The sequence below is a fragment of the uncultured Mailhella sp. genome, from assembly GCF_963931295.1.
Taxonomy (GTDB): domain Bacteria; phylum Desulfobacterota; class Desulfovibrionia; order Desulfovibrionales; family Desulfovibrionaceae; genus Mailhella.
On the sequence record NZ_OZ007001.1, the window covers coordinates 1,471,827 to 1,489,833 of the forward strand.

16 protein-coding genes are annotated in these 18,007 nt (G+C 62.9%); 10 read left to right on the forward strand and 6 right to left on the reverse strand.

Going from position 1 to position 18,007, the window contains the following annotated elements:
• Positions 1 to 47: 47 nt before the first annotated feature.
• Positions 48 to 911, reverse strand: a complete 864-nt coding sequence (locus tag ABGT79_RS06030; RefSeq protein WP_346665437.1) for a VIT1/CCC1 transporter family protein — start codon at positions 909 to 911, stop codon at positions 48 to 50.
• 197 nt (positions 912 to 1,108) lie between these two features.
• Between ABGT79_RS06030 and ABGT79_RS06035 the strand changes: the two genes are divergently transcribed.
• Positions 1,109 to 2,875 carry a formate--tetrahydrofolate ligase gene (locus tag ABGT79_RS06035; RefSeq protein WP_346665438.1) on the forward strand — a complete coding sequence of 589 codons (1,767 nt, stop codon included), beginning with the start codon at positions 1,109 to 1,111 and terminating at the stop codon, positions 2,873 to 2,875.
• Between the two features lie 113 nt (positions 2,876 to 2,988).
• Here ABGT79_RS06035 and ABGT79_RS06040 read toward each other — a convergent pair whose 3' ends face one another.
• The gene (locus tag ABGT79_RS06040) at positions 2,989 to 3,723 is read right to left on the reverse strand and encodes a sulfite exporter TauE/SafE family protein (RefSeq protein WP_346665439.1); all 735 of its coding nucleotides are present in this window, start codon (positions 3,721 to 3,723) and stop codon (positions 2,989 to 2,991) included.
• 440 nt (positions 3,724 to 4,163) lie between these two features.
• Here ABGT79_RS06040 and ABGT79_RS06045 point away from each other — a divergent pair, with 440 nt between their 5' ends.
• Together ABGT79_RS06045 and ABGT79_RS06050 are read left to right on the forward strand one after the other, a co-directional pair.
• Entirely contained in the window at positions 4,164 to 5,519 is a 1,356-nt protein-coding gene (locus ABGT79_RS06045) for a sodium:alanine symporter family protein (RefSeq protein ID WP_346665440.1), read from the forward strand.
• 359 nt (positions 5,520 to 5,878) lie between these two features.
• A complete protein-coding gene (locus tag ABGT79_RS06050) occupies positions 5,879 to 6,637 on the forward strand; it encodes an epoxyqueuosine reductase QueH (RefSeq protein ID WP_346665441.1) in 759 nt (252 codons plus the stop codon).
• 314 nt (positions 6,638 to 6,951) lie between these two features.
• Here the strand turns inward: ABGT79_RS06050 and ABGT79_RS06055 are convergent, their stop codons facing one another.
• Complete coding sequence (locus ABGT79_RS06055; RefSeq protein ID WP_346665442.1) at positions 6,952 to 7,380, reverse strand: ACT domain-containing protein; 429 nt, start codon at positions 7,378 to 7,380, stop codon at positions 6,952 to 6,954.
• A gap of 19 nt (positions 7,381 to 7,399) precedes the next feature.
• Positions 7,400 to 7,606, reverse strand: a complete 207-nt coding sequence (locus tag ABGT79_RS06060; RefSeq protein ID WP_346665443.1) for a twin-arginine translocase TatA/TatE family subunit — start codon at positions 7,604 to 7,606, stop codon at positions 7,400 to 7,402.
• Positions 7,607 to 7,769: 163 nt separating this feature from the next.
• On the opposite strand from ABGT79_RS06060, the gene ABGT79_RS06065 reads away from it, so the two are divergent.
• From ABGT79_RS06065 to ABGT79_RS06085, 5 genes are all read left to right on the forward strand, one after another.
• Positions 7,770 to 8,534 (forward strand): hypothetical protein, encoded by a 765-nt coding sequence (locus ABGT79_RS06065; protein WP_346665444.1) that lies wholly within the window; start codon positions 7,770 to 7,772, stop codon positions 8,532 to 8,534.
• 6 nt (positions 8,535 to 8,540) lie between these two features.
• Positions 8,541 to 9,218, forward strand: coding sequence for an HAD-IA family hydrolase (locus ABGT79_RS06070; protein ID WP_346665445.1), 678 nt, complete (start codon positions 8,541 to 8,543; stop codon positions 9,216 to 9,218).
• An 82-nt stretch (positions 9,219 to 9,300) separates the two neighbouring features.
• Positions 9,301 to 9,663, forward strand: coding sequence for an RNA polymerase-binding protein DksA (gene dksA, locus ABGT79_RS06075; protein ID WP_294445564.1), 363 nt, complete (start codon positions 9,301 to 9,303; stop codon positions 9,661 to 9,663).
• Positions 9,664 to 9,677: 14 nt separating this feature from the next.
• Positions 9,678 to 11,234 carry an NFACT RNA binding domain-containing protein gene (locus ABGT79_RS06080; protein WP_346665446.1) on the forward strand — a complete coding sequence of 519 codons (1,557 nt, stop codon included), beginning with the start codon at positions 9,678 to 9,680 and terminating at the stop codon, positions 11,232 to 11,234.
• Positions 11,235 to 11,260: 26 nt separating this feature from the next.
• Positions 11,261 to 12,367 carry an AI-2E family transporter gene (locus ABGT79_RS06085; protein ID WP_346665447.1) on the forward strand — a complete coding sequence of 369 codons (1,107 nt, stop codon included), beginning with the start codon at positions 11,261 to 11,263 and terminating at the stop codon, positions 12,365 to 12,367.
• Positions 12,368 to 12,610: 243 nt separating this feature from the next.
• Here the strand turns inward: ABGT79_RS06085 and ABGT79_RS06090 are convergent, their stop codons facing one another.
• Both ABGT79_RS06090 and ABGT79_RS06095 read right to left on the reverse strand, forming a co-directional pair.
• A complete protein-coding gene (locus ABGT79_RS06090; RefSeq protein WP_346665448.1) occupies positions 12,611 to 13,108 on the reverse strand; it encodes a CinA family protein in 498 nt (165 codons plus the stop codon).
• A 191-nt stretch (positions 13,109 to 13,299) separates the two neighbouring features.
• On the reverse strand, positions 13,300 to 14,355 hold the full coding sequence (locus ABGT79_RS06095) for a glucokinase (protein ID WP_346665449.1): 1,056 nt from the start codon (positions 14,353 to 14,355) through the stop codon (positions 13,300 to 13,302).
• Between the two features lie 183 nt (positions 14,356 to 14,538).
• Between ABGT79_RS06095 and ABGT79_RS06100 the strand changes: the two genes are divergently transcribed.
• Both ABGT79_RS06100 and ABGT79_RS06105 read left to right on the forward strand, forming a co-directional pair.
• A complete protein-coding gene (locus tag ABGT79_RS06100) occupies positions 14,539 to 16,638 on the forward strand; it encodes an amylo-alpha-1,6-glucosidase (protein ID WP_346665450.1) in 2,100 nt (699 codons plus the stop codon).
• A 39-nt stretch (positions 16,639 to 16,677) separates the two neighbouring features.
• Positions 16,678 to 18,006 carry a glycosyltransferase family 4 protein gene (locus ABGT79_RS06105; RefSeq protein WP_346665451.1) on the forward strand — a complete coding sequence of 443 codons (1,329 nt, stop codon included), beginning with the start codon at positions 16,678 to 16,680 and terminating at the stop codon, positions 18,004 to 18,006.
• Position 18,007: the final 1 nt, after the last annotated feature.

Here is an 18,007-nt window from a genome sequence, read left to right on the forward strand (position 1 = left end):
AAAAGCGGGGAACGATCCCCGCTTTTTTCATCCGCTTCAAAAGCGGACTACATGTCTATGCCCATCCAGGTTTTGGCGGCCCAGCCGATGAAGAACGAAATGGCCGCCACGCCGAAGCTGATGGAAAGCATTTCCACGAACTGCGGACGGAAGGGTTCTCGACGAACCACCGCCACGAAGAAGGTGAACAGGCAGATGATGCAGCCCGCGTTGAACAGGCAGAACAGCAGCGCCAGATACGGCGAGGAAAACACCCCGTACGGCAGAAGCAGCAGCGCCACGGTAATCATGTAGGCAATGCCGGTATAGACGGCGGCCTTGAGCGGATGCTTTTCCCCGGGCTCGGCCTTCTTGGAAAGGTATTCCGAGGCTGCCATGGACAGCGTGGCCGACACGCCGGTAATGAAGCCCGCAAGACCCACCGTGTCGTTGCTGCCGAGGGCGAGAGTAAAGCCCGCCAGCGCACCGGTCAGCTCCACCAGCGCGTCGTTGAGGCCGAGCACCATGCTGCCGATGTACTTGAGGCGCTCCTCGTCCACCATTTCGGCCAGACGGCGTTCGTGAATCTCTTCCTCCTCCATGATGCCCCTGGCTTCCGGCACGTCCTCAATGAGTCCGGCATAGCGCTTTCCCGCGCCGTCTTCGCCCGATTCCAGCAGATTGATCACAAAGGTCAATCCGAAAATCCAGCCCAGCACGCCATAGAAAAACACCTTGAGGCGTTTGGCTTCCGCCTTCTTGCCCGTGTAACGGCTCCACACCTCGCAGTGACGCGCCTCGTCCGCGGCCATGCGGCGAAGCACTTCGCCGTTGTCGCCGCCTACGCGCCGCGCCAGTCTGGTATAGATTTCGCTGTCTGTTTTTTCATTGATCTGCATCTCTTCCAAAAGCTGAAGCGTACTTTCCCTCATGTGTTCCCCCTTGAGGCGTCGCGCGCCTCTCTAATGTGCCCTTCAGAGATACGCCAGGCCGGACGCGCTGGCAACAGGAGCACGCCCGGCTTCGGCCGCAATGCTTCGCCGCGCCCGGACCGGGGAAAAAGCGCTTGTGATAAACGAGGTCACGCCGTATAAATACGGACGAACCCCCAACACAAGGAGAACGGACAATGGCTCTGGATCCCAAGCAGCACGCGGACTGGGAAATCGCTCAGGACGCGGAATCCCGCATGAAAGACATTTACCAGATCGGCAGAGAGCTGGGCCTTGAAGACAAGGAACTGCTCCCCTATGGCCACGTCATGGGCAAGGTGGACTATCAGTCCGTGCTCTCCCGCCTGGCCGACCGTCCCAACGGTAAGTATGTCGATGTGACGGCCATCACCCCGACTCCTTTCGGGGAAGGCAAGTCCACCACCACCATCGGCCTCGTGCAGGGCCTCGCCAAACGCGGCCGCAAAGTTTCCGCGGCCATCCGTCAGCCTTCCGGCGGCCCCACCATGGGCACCAAGGGCTCCGCGGCAGGCGGCGGTCTTTCCCAGTGCATTCCCCTCACCCAGTATTCCCTGGGCTTCACCGGCGACATCAACGCCGTCACCAACGCCCACAACCTGGCCATGGTGGCGCTCACCGCCCGCATGCAGCACGAACGCAACTACGACGACGAAAAGCTGCTCCGTCTGTCCGGTCAGCCCCGTCTGAACATCGATCCCACCAACGTGCGCATGAACTGGGTCATCGACTTCTGCTGTCAGGCCCTGCGCAACGTGGTCATCGGCATGGGCGGCAAGTCCGACGGCTTCATGATGTCCTCCCACTTCGACATTTCCGTGTCTTCCGAAGTCATGGCCATTCTTTCCGTGGCCCGCGACCTCAAGGACATGCGCGAACGCCTCGGCCGCATCATCGTGGCCTACGACCGGGCGGGCAAGCCCGTGACCACCGAAGATCTGCAGGTGGCGGGCGCCATGGCCGCCTGGATGATCGACGCCATCAAGCCCAACCTCATCCAGACCATCGAAGGCCAGCCCGTCTTTGTTCACGCGGGTCCCTTTGCCAACATCGCCCTCGGCCAGAGCTCCGTCATCGCCGACCGCCTCGGCCTCAAGCTCTCCGAATACCACGTCACGGAATCCGGCTTCGGCGCGGACATCGGCTACGAAAAGTTCTGGAACCTCAAGTGCCACTACAGCGGACTCGCTCCGGACGCGGCCGTGCTCGTGGCCACAGTGCGCGCGCTCAAGAGCCACGGCGGCGCTCCCCTGCCCAGACCCGGACGCGCCCTTCCCGAAGAATATCGTCAGGAAAACGTGGGATTCGTGGAAAAGGGCTGCTGCAACCTGCTGCATCACATCCGCACCATCAAGAAGTCCGGCACCTCGCCGGTGGTGTGCATCAACGCCTTCGTCACCGACACGCCCGCGGAAATCGCCCGCATCCGTGAAATCTGCGAGGCCGAAGGTGCGCGCGTGGCCGTTTCCACGCACTGGGAGCACGGCGGTGAAGGCGCGCTGGAACTTGCCGACGCCGTCATGGACGCCTGCAACGAAAAGTCCGACTTCCGTCCGCTCTACGACTGGAACGCTCCCTTCAAGGAACGCATTGAAAAGATCGCCCGCGACGTGTACGGCGCCGACGGCGTGGACTACAGCCCCGAAGCCGAAAGCCGTCTCGCCGAAATGCAGGCCCGTTCCGACGCCGCCGATCTCGGCGTGTGCATGGTGAAGACGCAGTACTCCCTCTCCGACAACCCCGACCTCAAGGGCGAACCTTCCGGCTGGCGTCTCAAGATCCGCGACGTGCTGCTCTACGGCGGCGCGGGCCTCGTGGTTCCCGTTTCCGGCAAGATTTCGCTCATGCCCGGCACCGGCTCCAATCCCGCCTTCCGCCGCGTGGACGTGGACACCGAAACCGGTCAGGTTCACGGCATATTCTGATCGTTTTCCGAATGGCGGGGATCAGGCGTTTTGCGGTTCCCGCGCAACGCAAAGGCGTCCGGATCAAGAATCCGGACGCCTTTGTCGTTAAAAACCGAGGGACAGCATGCGCGTCAGGCCTGGAAGGCGCGCACGAAAAGCATGGCGGCGGAAACCGCGAGCATGGCCAGCACCAGTCGACGGAAAATGCCGGGATTGATGCGACGGATCACTGGAATGCTCGCCAGCACTCCCACCACGGTGCAGGGCACGGCCCATACGGCGTAGTGCAGGATCTGCGGCGTGTAGAGACCGTTGCGCCACTGCACGACTGCAAGGCACACCATGGACAACGCGGCCATGGTGTTCAGCACGGAAAGCGTAGTTTCCTTGCTCCAGCCGCGCATCACGGCATACATCACCAGCACGGGACCGCCCATGCTGGTGGAGCTCAGCAGAATGCCGGAAATCACGCCCAGCGGCACAATGGTCCAAACAGGAATACGGAACACGCCGCGCATGCGCCCGGACACGGCCTGCCAGAGAAGAAACAGAGCCAGAATGACGCCACAGGTCAGCAGAATGACCTTGACCGGAGCCACCCTGAGCACGGCCATACCGATGGGAATGCCCGCCAGACCACTCACGAAGGCCAGTGAGAATTCCAGCTTCGGCAGATCTCGATGATAAAAGAACGCGATGGTCACGGTGATGGCCGTGCCCACGATACAGCCGAGCACGATGGCGTCCTTCGCATCCATGGCCAGAGTCATGAGCGGCACAGCGAAGAGATTTCCTCCGAACGAGGTCACGCCGTTGATGAATCCTCCCAGGAACCAGACGACATTGATGTAGAGAGCAGTAAGCATGGATCCGACCCCCCTCGATACTGCGGTATTCTTCTGGTCTTAGAGTACAACGGCCTTTTCTGTAAAGGGAGAATGCGCCGCGTCCGGCTGCGGAGCGATCAAAAACGACTCCGCCCCGCTCCGGACATCGGCCGACGCACGGACCTTTTCTCTTTATTAACAAATTTGTTTATTTTCAACATGTTTCAACAGCAGCAGAGCAAGGCGAGAATATCCTTGCCGCACAATAAATTGCAACATTTTTCACACATGACTCCTTTCTGTATATTTTGCTTGCTATATTTGATTCCTCGATGATATCAACATAAATGTAAATCAGAGCATAGTCGTTTTCACCATAACCCTTTTTGCATCCGCAACCGGCGTTCTGGTGCAGCCTACCTTCAGGAGGAATAGGTCAAACATGCTCTAACAACCTGAAATGGCGAGGAGTTGTCACCATGGAAGAGTTCTCACAATTCATCAAGGTTCTGGATGGCTACGTCTGGGGGCCGGTCATGATGGCCCTGATTCTCGGTACAGGCCTGTATCTCACCTTCGGGCTGCGCTTCCTGCCCTGGACGCGCCTCGGCGAAGGATTCCGCCTCACCTGGAAAGGACGCGCCAAGAACAACGACGTACATGGAGAACTTTCCCCGTTTCAGGCTCTCATGACGGCCCTTGCCGCCACCGTGGGCGTGGGCAACATTGCCGGCGTGGCCACGGCCATCTTCACCGGCGGCCCGGGCGCCCTCTTCTGGATGTGGTGCACCGCCATGGTGGGCATGGCCACCAAGTACGCGGAAACCGTGCTCGCCCAGAAATACCGCGAAGTCACCCCTGCCGGACACGTCGTGGGCGGCCCCATGTACTACATTAAAAACGGCCTCGGCAAGAAATGGGCCTGGCTCGGCACGCTCTTTGCGCTGTTCGGCGGCATCTGCGGCTTCGGCATCGGCAACATGACGCAGTCCCACTCCATCGCCGACGCCCTGCACGCCTCCTTCGGCGTTCCGCCGGTCGTCTCCGCCGTGGTCATGTTCGTGCTCATCGCCATCGTCATCATCGGCGGCGTGTCCCGCATAGGTTCGGTGTCGAGCAAGCTCGTGCCGTTCATGTCCATCGTTTACATCATCTGTTCCCTCGTCGTCATCGCCACAAACATCGACAAGGTGCCCGGGGTGTTCGCCATGATCTTCCACGACGCCTTTACCGGAACCGCGGCCGCCGGCGGCTTTGCCGGCTCCACCGTCATGCTGGCCCTGCAGATGGGCGTGGCGCGAGGCATCTTCTCCAACGAAGCGGGCCTCGGCTCCGCGGCCATGGCCCACGCCACCGCCACCACGGACGATCACGTGGCCATGGGCTACGTCGGCATGCTCGGACCGTTCATCGACACCATCATCGTCTGCACCATGACCGGCCTCACCATTCTCTGCTCCGGTCTCTGGAACGTGGAAGGCGCGCTTTCCGGCGCTCCCCTCACGGCCGCGGCCTTCGAATCCGCCCTGCCCGGCATCGGTTCAGTCATGGTGTCCGTGTGCCTCGCCATGTTCGCCTTCTCCACCATCCTCGGCTGGTGCGTGTATTCCGAACGCTGCTGGATCTACCTGCTGGGCGACAAGGCCCTCAAGCCCTTCCGCATCATCTTCGTCTGCGTGGTGCCCGTGGGCGCGCTCATGACCCTCGACCTCGTGTGGGACATCGCCGACGTGCTCAACGCCCTCATGGCCGTGCCCAACCTCATCGGTCTGCTGCTGCTCAGTCCCGTGCTGTTCAAGATCTCCCCGCGAATACGACCGCTGATGTCTTCCTGAATGCAAAAACGAGCCCCGGAGAAATCATTCCCCGGGGCTTTTTTACAGCAGGGCTCAGTTTTCTCCCTCAGACTGCGCCGCCTTCATTTTCAGGCTCTGACCTCAAAATTTCTGAGCAAAAAGCCCCATCACCTCCCGCGCCCGCAGAAAAGCCCATTCCATGAGCGCTGGGCGGAACGCGGGCCTCCGAGACCGCACAGGCCGCCCCCGCCATCTCCGGCAGGCAGGGCCGGATGAGCGGCCCTGCCGCGCACGCAAAATTCCCTCCGCTCCGCGCTTATCCGCCCTCTGGCGTCGTACGCCGCTTCGCGCTACAACTGCGGCTGTCCCTTTCCCCGAACCCGTCTCAAGGTCCGACCATGCCCCGAATTCTGCTTCACGTCTGCTGCGGTCCCTGTTCCCTCATGCCCATCGTGCATCTGCGCGACGAGGGCTGGGAACCCACGGCCTTTTTCTTCAATCCGAACATCCACCCCGCAGACGAGTGGAAAAAAAGACTCGACGCCATGCGCATTGTCGCCGAACGCATGAACGTGCCGCTGCTGGAAGAAGGAGAGCCCATCAATCCCGGCCTCTGGGTCAAAAAACTGGAAGGAACCGTGCGGCAGGGCGAACGCTGCCGTCTCTGCTACCGCCCGCGCATGGAGCTAACCGCTCATCTCGCCCGCAAGCTCGGCTTCGACGCCTTTACCACCAGTCTGCTCTATTCCCGCTATCAGCGCCACGAATGCATTGCCGAAGAAGCCGAACGCGCGGCCGCCGCGGCCGGTTCATCGTTCCTCTACCGGGATTTCCGCCCCTGGTGGTGGGACGGCATCAACCTGTCCAGAGAGCTCGGCATCTACCGGCAGAAGTGGTGCGGCTGCATTCTGAGCATGAAGGAAGCGCTGGATGAGCAGAAAACGGCCGCCGCGCACAAGGCGGCGGAAAAGGCGCAGCTCGCGGCAAGACTGGCCAGAGAAACCGAAGAGCGACGCCTGAAAAAGGAAGCGCAGGCCGCGCACCCCAACAAAAGAGCCCGGAAGGCCATGGCCCGGGCCGCGGCCCGGCAGACCTCGGACGACGCGGCTCTCCGTGAGCGCGAAACGGCGTCCGCACGCGACGAAGAGACAGAATAACGTTCGGCAGACGCTCCATCCGCACGACGAAGTGGCCGAGAGAATCCCGGCGGCCTTTCCGCTGCACGCGCCGCGGACGACAACGAAAGTCCGGCGTTTTCCGCCCCGCCGGAGTTCAAAACCGCGCAGCATCGGAACGCCTCCCGCGACCAAGGACAGGCAGCAAGAACGCCGTCTGCAACGAAGGCGCTCTTCTGCCGGCGCTACCTTCCCGCAAGCACCCGTTTTCCCCGCGCCATTGAAACGACGGATATGAAAAAGCCCCGATCCTGAGATCGGGGCCTGTCATTCCTGGGACAAATCAAAACATCTGTTCAGTCGGCAATGTCTTTCGGGCCGAGCACGCGGAAACCGCGGCTCTCCAGCACGTTCACGGCTTCTTCCGTGCGGTCAAAGCGGAAAATGATGGTGGCTCGCGTGGATTCCCGCTGCGTGTAGGCGTACAGGTATTCCACATTGATGCCGTGCTCGGAAAGCACGCTCAGCACGCGACCGAGCCCGCCGGGCTCGTCGGCCACGTCCACGGCCACCACGGGCGTGGTGCCCACGGTAAATCCCGCTGCGGCCAACGCGTCCCTGGCCTTTTCCGTATCGTCGGCCATGAGGCGCAGCACGCCGAAATCCGTCGTGTCCGAAAGGGACAGCGCACGGATGTTGATCCCGGCCTTTTCCAGAACGCGGGTCACGTCGCCGAGCTGACCGGACCTGTTTTCCACAAATACAGAAATCTGTTCAACCGTCATGGGCATTCCCGGCAGGAACCTACGCCTTCTTGTCTTCGTCGTCGGTCTTGATCTTTTCCTTGTCCTTGGGGGTGATGTCTATTTCATCGGGTTCCGAGGCGGCCTGACGGAAGTTGCGGATGGCGCGGCCGAGGCCGCCGCCGATTTCCGGCAGACGCTTCGCGCCGAATATCACCAGCACGAGCACAAGGATGATGAGAAGTTCCTGCATTCCTATACCAAACATGGCAAACCTCCGGGGTCTTTCTCTCCAAGTTCGTTTATTTTCTATACGGGAGTGACCGGGGAAAGGTCAAGCATAAGACGCCCTTTCCGTACCGGATTGCACCCTCTTTTCCCGATTGCCTGAACGCCCATCCCGATTTATAGTAGAAAAAGGAGTGAATATCATGGATACCCCTCTTTATCTTGCACTGCCCGGCCTTCACGCCGAATTTCTTCCGTCTCTGGAAGGCTGCCGCAGCCTGTGGCCCGGCCTGCCCGGCAAACCCGACTCGGCCTGGTCGCCCGACATGCCGTGGCCGCCCGCCGCGGCGGCCGCCTGCCTTGCCGACTACGAACGCGCATGCCGCGACGGCGCAAGCGGCTCTCCCGTGCTGACACTGGGCGCGGAACCCGCCCCGGCCGATCTTTCCGACGCGGAACGCCGCGCCCTTCGCGAAATGGCGGGACTCCCCGTGGAAGAGCCGCAGGCTCCGCTGCGCCAGAACGCCCAGCAGGTGCTTCTGCTGGCGTGGCTTCAGGAAAAGCAGGCGCTCGAAATGGCCGCGCTGGAACAGAAAATAAGCGATTCCCGCCGCGCGCTCGCCGGCCTCTTTTCCGGCGCGACCCGCGGCAGAAACGCCACCGCAGCGCCCGACGAGCGCGATCTGCCCGACTGGAAACGGACCCTTGCCGCCGCTCTGGCCTTTGCGCCCGACATGCCGGAAGGCACAACACTCGTCGTCGCCTCGTCCGCCATGGCCGACGCCGTTTCGGAACTGGGCGCTCCGGACGCTCCTAACGCCCCCGCAGGCTACCGCGCCGTGCGCGCAAGCGTGGACCAGCTTGCCGCACTCTGCGGCCGCGCCCCGCACGACAAGCTTTCGCGCTCTCTGAGCGCCGATCAGCGTCAACGCGCTCTCACCCTCTTTCTGCCGGAATCCTCCCGCTGACACGACATGTCCCATCTCTCCGCATCCGAACTCGCACACTGGTTCTCCGACGCCTTCCACGGGCTGCCTCTCGGCATCATTTTCGACTGCGACGGCGTGGTCATCGACTCGCGCGAAGCGAACATCACCTACTACAACTACCTGCGGGAATACCTCGGCCTGCCGAAACTCACCCGCGAACAGGAAGACTTTGCGCAGTCGGCCACGGTCTATCAGGCCATGGACGCCATCTTCCCCAAGCCGCTTCAGCCGCTTCTGCGCGACGCGTCCAGAAAAATATCCTATGTGCGCGACATCATGCCGCACATCGGCTGCTATCCCGGTCTGCACGACGTGCTCGACTTCTGCCGACGCTCCGGCGTGCGCCTCGCCATGAACACCAACCGCACCGACGGCATGGACATGCTCCTGCACAACTGCCGCCTGGAAGGCTATTTCGATCCCATCGTGCTGGCGAGCGACGTTTCCCGCCCGAAACCGGCCCCCGAAGGCGCGCTGCGCATTCTCAACCAGTGGAATGTAAACCCCGGTCAGACGCTCTTCATCGGCGACAGCGCCTCTGACAAAGGAGCCGCAGATGGGGCGTCCATTCCTTTTCTAAGCTTCCAGACAGACGGACTCGCCCCCCGCAGCGTCTCCGATTTCAGCACGCTGCTCAGCGCCATGAAAGCGTGCAAACTGTAACATCTCCCCGCTTTACAACGGAAAGGTTATAGTTTACACAACGGGAATTCAATCGGCACGGCACAGCCTGCCAGGAGGAACCTTGACCCCTGAAGATCTGGAATACTTCCGCAATCTTCTTAACCAGATGCTCGTCGAGGCTCAGCGCAACGGCGATTCCACTCTGGAAGAAATGACGGACAACCATTCATCCTATGCCGATCCTTCCGACCGCGCCACCGCCGAGTCGGATCGCTCCTTCACTCTGCGCATCCGCGACCGCGAGCGCAAGCTCATCACCAAGATCCAGGACGCCCTCAAGCGCATGGACGACGGCGAATACGGCATCTGCGAAGAATGCGGCGAAGACATCAGCCTTGCCCGACTCAAGGCACGTCCCGTGACCACGCTCTGCGTCTCCTGCAAGGCGCGTCAGGAAGAAGGCGAAAAGATTCAGGGCAGCTGACCCGGGCCCGCATCATGGACGCCCATCTTTTCCGCCGTTTCTGCGACGCGCTCGTTCCCCGCATCATGGGGGCGCGCATGGAAAAAATTCATGCGCCGGGCCCCGGAGTCACGGTGTTTTCGATGTACGGCGGCGACGGCCGGGACGGCAAAAGGCATCTCGTGCTGAAGGCCGACCGCAAGTCGCCCCTGCTCTTTTCCGCCGACCACCGCATACCGGTCAACGCGCAGCCTCCGGCCTTCGTCATGCGCCTGCGCAAACATGTTTCCGGCAAACGCATCACGCGGGTCGTCTGCCGCTGGACGGAACGCCGGCTCTGGCTCGGCCTCTCCGGCGACGTGCAGACCTGGCTCTGCCTTGATCTGCGTGAAGGCCCCTCCCTCTCTCTGGAAGCCCCCCTGCCGGAAGACGATCCCGCCTGGCCGGACGGCGATGTTTCCGCCCTGCCCCCCGAAAGCTGGAAGGAATGGCAGGTGCTCACGCCCGCCCTTCGCCGCACGCTCGCCTTTCTCGACCCTCTGGACGCCGGAGCCCTGCTCATGGATCTGCAATCCGGGGGCGGCGACGTGTTTCTCTACGAAAACGAGCGCGGCCGCTGCGAAATTTCGGCCTGGCCGCTGCCTTCGGAACAGCTCAAGGCCATGGGCGGGACCTGGACGGAAACGGTGATGGAAGACCCCGTGGCCGCGCTGGCCAAAGCCGGGGAAACGCTGGTGTACGGCGAAGTGGCCGAACACGCCCGTCAGGCGGCGGCGCGCCCCTTTTCCGCCGAAGCCTCAAGACTCGGCAAGCTGCTCTCCAAGCTCGACAACGAGGAAAAACGCCTTTCCGCCATGCGCGACAGGCAGAAGGACGCCCTTCTGCTGCAAAGTCAGCTCTATCTTTTCGGCCCCGCGGACAAGCTCGATTCCGTCACTCTGAACGGCCCGGAAGGCCCGGTCACGCTCAAGCTCGACAAGAAGCGCACCGTGCGCGAAAACATGGCCGACATGTTTCATCAGGCGGGCCGCGGCAGACGCGGTCTCGAACATCTCACCCGGCGACGCGCCGAAGTGCAGGCGCAGAAGGAAGAGGCCGAAGCCGCAAGGCTGCGCATGCTCGCCTCCGTGTCCGGCGCGGGAGCCGCGCCGAAAGCCGGAGAAAAGAAGACCGGCGGCAAAAACGCCTCCCTTCCGCAGGGCCTGCCCAAGCAGGTGCAGGCCTTCCGCAGCAGCGACGGCTTTCTCATGCTCCGCGGCCGCGACACCCGCGGCAACGCTCTCGCGCTCAAGCTGGCCGCCGCCCACGACTACTGGCTGCACACGGCCGACGGCCCCAGCGCCCACGTCATCGTCCGGCGCGATCACGCAGGGCAGGAAGTGCCGGAGCGCACCCTCCACGAGGCGGGCGTGCTCGCCGCGCTCAAAAGCTGGCAGAAGGACGCGGAAACGGCTTCCATTCAATATTCCCTCGCAAAATACATCCACCCCATGAAAAACGCCGCTCCCGGCATGGTGCGCATCGACCGCAGCGAAGGCGCGTTCCGCGTCCGCATCGAACCCGATCTGGAAGAGCGGCTGGAGAAGAACTGACGGCCCCGCGGGCGAAGGAGCTTTTCATGTACGACAACAGGCAGCGTTTCGAGGCGCGGGCGTTTCTCCTTCTTCTCGCGGCTTCCTCCGTGCTGTTCGGATGGCTGCTTCTGCCCTTCTTCGACGTGCTGTTCTGGTCCGTGGTCATCGCCGTGCTGTTCACGCCCGTCAACGTCCGTCTGCGGGACAGGCTCGGCCTTTCCCCCAACCTCTCCTCGCTCCTCACCGTTCTTTTCTGCCTCGTCATCATCATTCTGCCGCTCTCGTGGCTGCTCTATTCCTGCCTCTCCGAAGGGCTGTCGCTCTACGAACGCATATCGACGGGCAGCACGTCCCTCACCGACGCCGTGGACAGGCTGCGCGAACATTTCCCCGAGGCGCAGAACTGGCTCGCGAGCTACGGCTACACCCCGGAACAGATCAAGGAAACGCTCAGCAAGACCGCCCTTTCCCTGGGCAGCCTCATCGCCAGGAACACCGTGGCCATCGGCGGCGGCGCGGCGCATCTCGTCACCAATCTTGCGCTGGTGCTGTACATTTCCTTCTTTCTCGTGCGCGACGGCGGCCGCATCCGCGCCGTGATGATCCGCGCCCTGCCCTTCGGCGATCACCGGGAAGAGCGGCTTTTCCACAAGTTTGCCGGCGTCATGCGCGCCACGGTGAAGGGCAGTCTTCTCGTGGCCATGGCACAGGGCGCGCTCGGCGGTCTCATCTTCTGGATTCTCGACATCCGCGCCGCCGTGTTCTGGGGCGTGGTCATGACCGTGCTCTCCCTCATTCCCGTGGTGGGCTCGGCCCTCGTCTGGCTGCCTACGGCGCTGTACCTCATCGCCACCGGCCAGTACTGGCAGGGTGCCCTGCTCATGGCCTACGGCGCCTGCGTCATCGGTCTTGCGGACAACATTCTCCGCCCCGTGCTCGTGGGGCGCGACACCAAGCTTCCCGACTTTCTCGTGCTGCTCTCCACCCTCGGCGGCTTCATCATGTTCGGTATGGACGGTTTTGTTTCCGGCCCCATGCTGGCCGTGTTCTTCGTGACCGTGTGGCAGATCTTCACCGAAGAGTGCGAAGAGGGCTTCTGCCCGAACTCGACGCCGGGCGACGACGAAAAGGACGCCGCCTCCCGCGACTGACGAAAGCCCCGCCTTCGGACGCGCCAAAGCGCCTGTGCCGAGCCCGTCACGCCCGAACCTTTCCCGTCAGACAACGCGAACTTGAAGCACTTTCCCACGCGCAGGCAAGACGCAGCATCGCCGCCACGAGCCCCCTTGAGGCCCTGACTCTTGCCCGCGCGCAGGCGAGGCGCAAGACGCGACACGTAGCGCCGCGCAGCATCGCAACTCAAGCCGCGGCTCCGAGCCGAAGTCCTCCGAGTCTCAGTTCCCCGCTTCCTCAAGCCACGCGACAAGCCCCCGCACGGCCTCTCTTGCCGCCTGCACGCGCACGGCGTCGCGGTTGCCTGCAAAATGGAACACCTTGGCCCGGCTCTCGCCGTTCAGAGCCCAGCCAATCCACACCGTGCCCACGGGCTTTTCCGCAGAACCGCCGCCGGGCCCGGCCACGCCGCTTGTGGACATGGCCGCCTGCGCCCCCGTGGCCGCGCAGGCTCCGAGCGCCATGGAGCGCACCACAGGCTCGCTCACCGCGCCCACGCGCTCCAGATCTTCCCGGAGCACGCCGAGCAGTCCCTGCTTCACCTCGTTGGCGTAGGAAATCACGCCGCCCACGTACCAGTCCGAAGAGCCGGGCACCGCCGTGAGCATGGCTCCCACCAGTCCGCCCGTGCAGGATTCCGCCGTGGCGCAGGTCAGACCTCTGTTCCGCAGCGCCTGTGCCAGCGCCTCAACCAGCGCATCGTGTTCATCAAACATCATCGTTCTCCCTTGCTGAAAACGCGGTCGCCCGACCGCGACAAATCGGCGACAATGTACGATGAAAGAAGCCTCTCTTCAATCCAGGAACGCCGCGTCTCCAAAGCTCGCTCCCGACGCCCGCGCCGAGGCTCCCGAACGCCCTTCCGCGCGTCAGCATGAGCTCATCCTTGCAAAACGAGCCCTCTCCCTTCTCACGAACGGCCAATGCCCATTTTCTCCGCAAAGGCCGCGCCCGCCCGCGCCGCGCCCCAGAGTCCCCCCTGCGGATGCGCGTTCAGCCACACCGGCACGCCTTCCAGAAACGTCTTCTGACCGCCCCGGGCCCGCAGAAATTCTCCTGCAAACGCCTCGTGACGCACCAGCGCCGGCGTTTTTCCCGCCACGCCGCCGGTGAGCACCACACACTGAGGCAGAAGAGCCAGCGCCGCCATGCGGCAAAAACGGCCGTAAAATCTGGCAAACCACCGGCAGCACTCGGACGAGGCGAAACCGGGCGCTCGCGTGAACACGGCGGGCTCTTCGGGCGCGCCCCCGAGGTACTCATGCAGCAGCGCAAGCCCCGAGCCGGAAAGCACATGCTCCGCCGACGCCTCCGCGCCCCCGCGCCGCGCGCTCAGAAAGTCCGCAAAGTCACGCTCATCCTTCCTTTCAAAGGGAAAAGGCATGTGCCCCGCTTCGGAAGGCAGCACGAAGGGGCGTCCCTCTCCCGGAATCAGCCACGCCGCCCCGAGCCCCGTGCCCGCGCCGATCACGGCTGCGGGAGCCCTTCCCCGCAGCAGCGCCGACACCCCGAAGGGCCGCCCCGCCTGGCCTCCCGGCAGCAGGCTCTCCGCCTGTTCCATGACGGGCGTGCAGCAGGCCCACGCCTGCGCCTCGAAATCGTTCATCACCAGGCATTCCGCCCAGGGAAAACGCGCCTTCGCCACGGCCGCGTCCACCGCAAACGAAGCGTTGGTCATGACCACGCGCCCCTCCCGCACCGGCCCGGCCGCCGCAAAAATCAGCACGGACACGCCCTTCAACGTTTTTCCGCCGTCGGGCCACTTTGAGAAAAGTTCCTCAAGCAACGCGTCGAACGAAGACGCACGAGACGAGAGCACCATCCCTTCTTTTATAGATATCTCTCTGTCTTCACAAGAAAACCTGAAAAAACGACTCTGAGTTCCCCCGATATCGGCGGAAAGCATATCCATATGCAACCTCCCTGCACGTCCATGCCGATGGCACAGCAACACCAACGTTGCCATGCATGCATAAACGGGGTATCATTCTCACGGCGAAAGGGCTTTTCCCGGCCGTAAAACAGGAGTAAGCTCTTTTCTTCACCAGTTTATACACAAACGTTTGCCATCCCGGCGACCCTCGTCCGAAACCCGGACATCATACCGTTCCCTGCGCCCCGCAGGAATGCAGGAGTTTCAAAGCTTCCCATGGAATATCATATTCGTCCAGACGCATCTTACCCCATCGGCGGCCTGCACAAGGAGTGGCTTCTCACCAACAGCCTGGGGGATTACGCCTCCGGCACCGTGTCGGGGTGCAACGCCCGCCGGTATCACGGTCTCCTGGCCGTGCAGACGGCTTCGGGAAAATTCATGCTTCTGTCCGCGATTGAAGATTCCGTTGCCGTTCAGGGGCGGGACATCCCGCTTTCCAGCCGCCTGCATCCCGGCGTCGTCCATCCCGAGGGATGGCGGCATCTGAAGGAAGTTTCCTGCTCCCACGACCGCGTGACCTTCGCCTTCCGCCTGAGCGGCGAGGGCGAAGAGGAAGTCGTGCTGCTGCGCTCGCTTGTGCTCGACCGCGCCTCCAGTCGTCTGCTCATCCGCTACGCCCTGGCCGACACCCCCGCCGCCCGCGAACTCGGCTCCGTGCGCCTGACTCTGCGCCCTCTCGTCAACGGACGCAACATCAATCATCTTTTCCACGCCGAGCCTTCCCGCGCGGCCTTCGTCCACGCTCTCGGCATTGAAAACGGAAACTATCCGGGCTTTTCCTTCCAGCCGGACGAAAACATTCCGCCGCTCTTCATGCAGATTTCCCATGCGAAGCTGGAGCGCTCCTCCTTCGCCGCCGCGCCGGACTGGTATTTCAAGGTGCTCTATCCCGTGGAAAAGGAGAGGGGCTACGACTACGAAGAAGACCTGCTCATGCCGGGCGCATTCGTCACCAGCCTGAGCGCGGACTGCCCCATCTGGGTGACCGCGGGCGTCGAACCGCTGTACGAAGCGCCGGAAACCCTCTGGGAACGCCACGCCGCCACCGCGCCGAACCCAGTGTTCAAGGAGGCGATTCTTGAGCATCTGCGCCGCGAAAACGACCGTTTTCTCATCAGCGCGGGCGGCGAACCCGTGGTTCCCGCAGGTTATCACTGGTTCGGCCCGTGGGGGCGCGACACCCTCATCGCCCTGCCCGGCCTCACCTTTGAATCCGGCAGACTCAAGGAAGGCAAGGCCGTGCTCCGTCAGATCAAGGGCACGGTGAAAAACGGCCTCGTGCCCAACCTCATCGGCGCGGGCAACGGCGAGGCGGCCTTCAACTCCGCCGACGCCTCCCTCTGGTACATGCTCGCCGTGCATCGCCTCGCCCTGGCCTGCCCCAAGGAAAAGCCCTTCATCAGGCGCGTGTGCTGGCCCGTGATGAAAAACATCATCCGCCACTTTGCCGCCGGCACCATGCCCGACGAGAACGGCGACATGCTCGTGTACGCCGACGAGGAAGGTCTGCTGCACACCGGCAACGAAAAGACGCAGCTCACCTGGATGGACGCCTCCATAAACGGCGAGCCCGTCACTGCGCGCGACGGCTGCGCCGTGGAGCTCAACGCCCTGTGGTTCGACGCGCTCTCCTTTGCCGCGGAACTTGCCGCCGAATTCGGCGAAACGCCGCCTGCGGAAACCGCGCTTCTGCCGCGCCTCAAAAAGGCCTTCAACCGCGTGTTCCGGCCCTCCGACGAAGACGCCGCGCTCATGGGCGGCGGCCTCTACGACACCTGGCATCCGGTGAAGGGGCCGGGACGCCGCATCCGCCCCAATCAGATTTTCGCCGTGGCCGTTCCTTTTTCGCCGCTGCCGCAGAAAGTGCAGGCCTCCGTGGTCAGATGCGTGCGCGACAACCTGCTCACCCCCTTCGGCCTGCGCACGCTGGCGCCTTCCGATCCGGACTACCGCCCCGTGTGTCAGGGCCCGCAGGACACACGCGACAGAGCCTATCATCAGGGCACGGTCTGGCCCTGGCCGGCCGGCGCGTACATGGACGCCGTGGTGAAGACGGCCCGTTCGGGCAAGGCCGTGCGCGAGGCGCTCGACGCGCTCACGCCGCTCTTCAGCGTCCACCTCGGACAGGCCGGACTGGGAAGCATTTCCGAAATTTTCGACGGGCAGGAGCCCCACGCGCCGGGAGGCTGCATAGCGCAGGCCTGGAGCTCGGCGGAAGCGCTCCGGCTGCTGCTGCTCGTCAGACAGTCAAACCCGGGAGAATGGAAACGCTGGCTGGACGCCTTCCAGAAAAACGGCCCCGAACTCCGTTGATTCAGTTTTTCCTTACCCGACAAAACGGGGGATAATCATATGCGCGTTCTGATGCTTGGATGGGAATTTCCGCCGCATATCAGCGGCGGACTGGGGACGGCCTGCTACGGCATAACGCAGGGGCTCACGGAAAAGGGCGTGGACATCGCCTTCATTCTGCCCAGCATGCGGGCGGAAAAACAGACCTCGGGAACGTTCCTGCGCTCCGCTTCCGGCGTGCCCATTTCCCGCGCGCTGAAAAAGGCCGTGGAAAAAATACGCCAACAGCAGGGCTCCGACGAATTCTCCCACCTTTTCATGCGTCCGATAAGCGCGAACCTCAATCCCTACGGCAACTGCGACTTCGGTCAGCTCGGCATCGACCCCGACGTGTTCAATGAAAACGAACAGTACGTCGAGGAGATAAGCCACTTCCGCGGCGGCTACCACGACGATCTCATGGATGAAGTGTATCGCTTCACCACCGCCGCCTCCGCCGTGGTGCTGGAAGAACACATGAAAAAGAAGGCGGACGTCATCCACGCCCACGACTGGATGACCTATCCCGCCGCCATGACCGCCAGCCGTCTGAGCGGCCTGCCCTTCGTCGCCCACCTGCACGCCACGGAATTTGACCGCTGCGGCGATCACGGCTATGACAAGATCTACAACATCGAGCGCGACGGCCTCCATGCCGCCGACCACGTCATTGCGGTGAGCGAACGCACCAAGCAGGTGGCCGTGGAACGCTACGGCGTGCCCCCGGAAAAGATTTCCGTGGTGTACAACGGCGCGTTCCTGCACGAAAAAATCCCCACGTTCAGCGTGCCGGAACTTGTGCGCAACGAGAAGCGCGTGCTGTTCATGGGGCGCGTCACCTTCCAGAAGGGCCCGGAATACTTCGTGGAAGCCGCCCGTCTGGTGCTCAACGAAATGCCCGACGTGCGCTTCATCATGGCCGGCAACGGCGATCTGCTTCCGCGCATGATACGGCGCGTGGCCGAACTTCGCATGGGCAGCCGCTTCCACTTCCCCGGCTTCATGCGCGGCAAGGACGTGCAGCACATGTACTCGCTGGCCAGCCTGTACGTCATGCCCAGCGTGTCCGAACCCTTCGGCATCGCCCCGCTCGAAGCGCTGCAGTGCGGCGCGCCCATTCTGCTGTCCAGGCAGTCCGGCTGCGCCGAAGTGCTGCCCGGAGCTCTCACCGTGGACTTCTGGGACGTGCGCCAGATGGCCGACAGAATCCTCGACGTGCTGAACCATCCCGACATGGCCGCGGAAAGCCTGCGCCGCTGTCAGGAAGCACTGCAGAGCCTCACCTGGGAACGCGCCGCCGACGGCATCCTCGACGCCTACGCTCATGTCTGCCCCAATGCCCGGAGTTAAG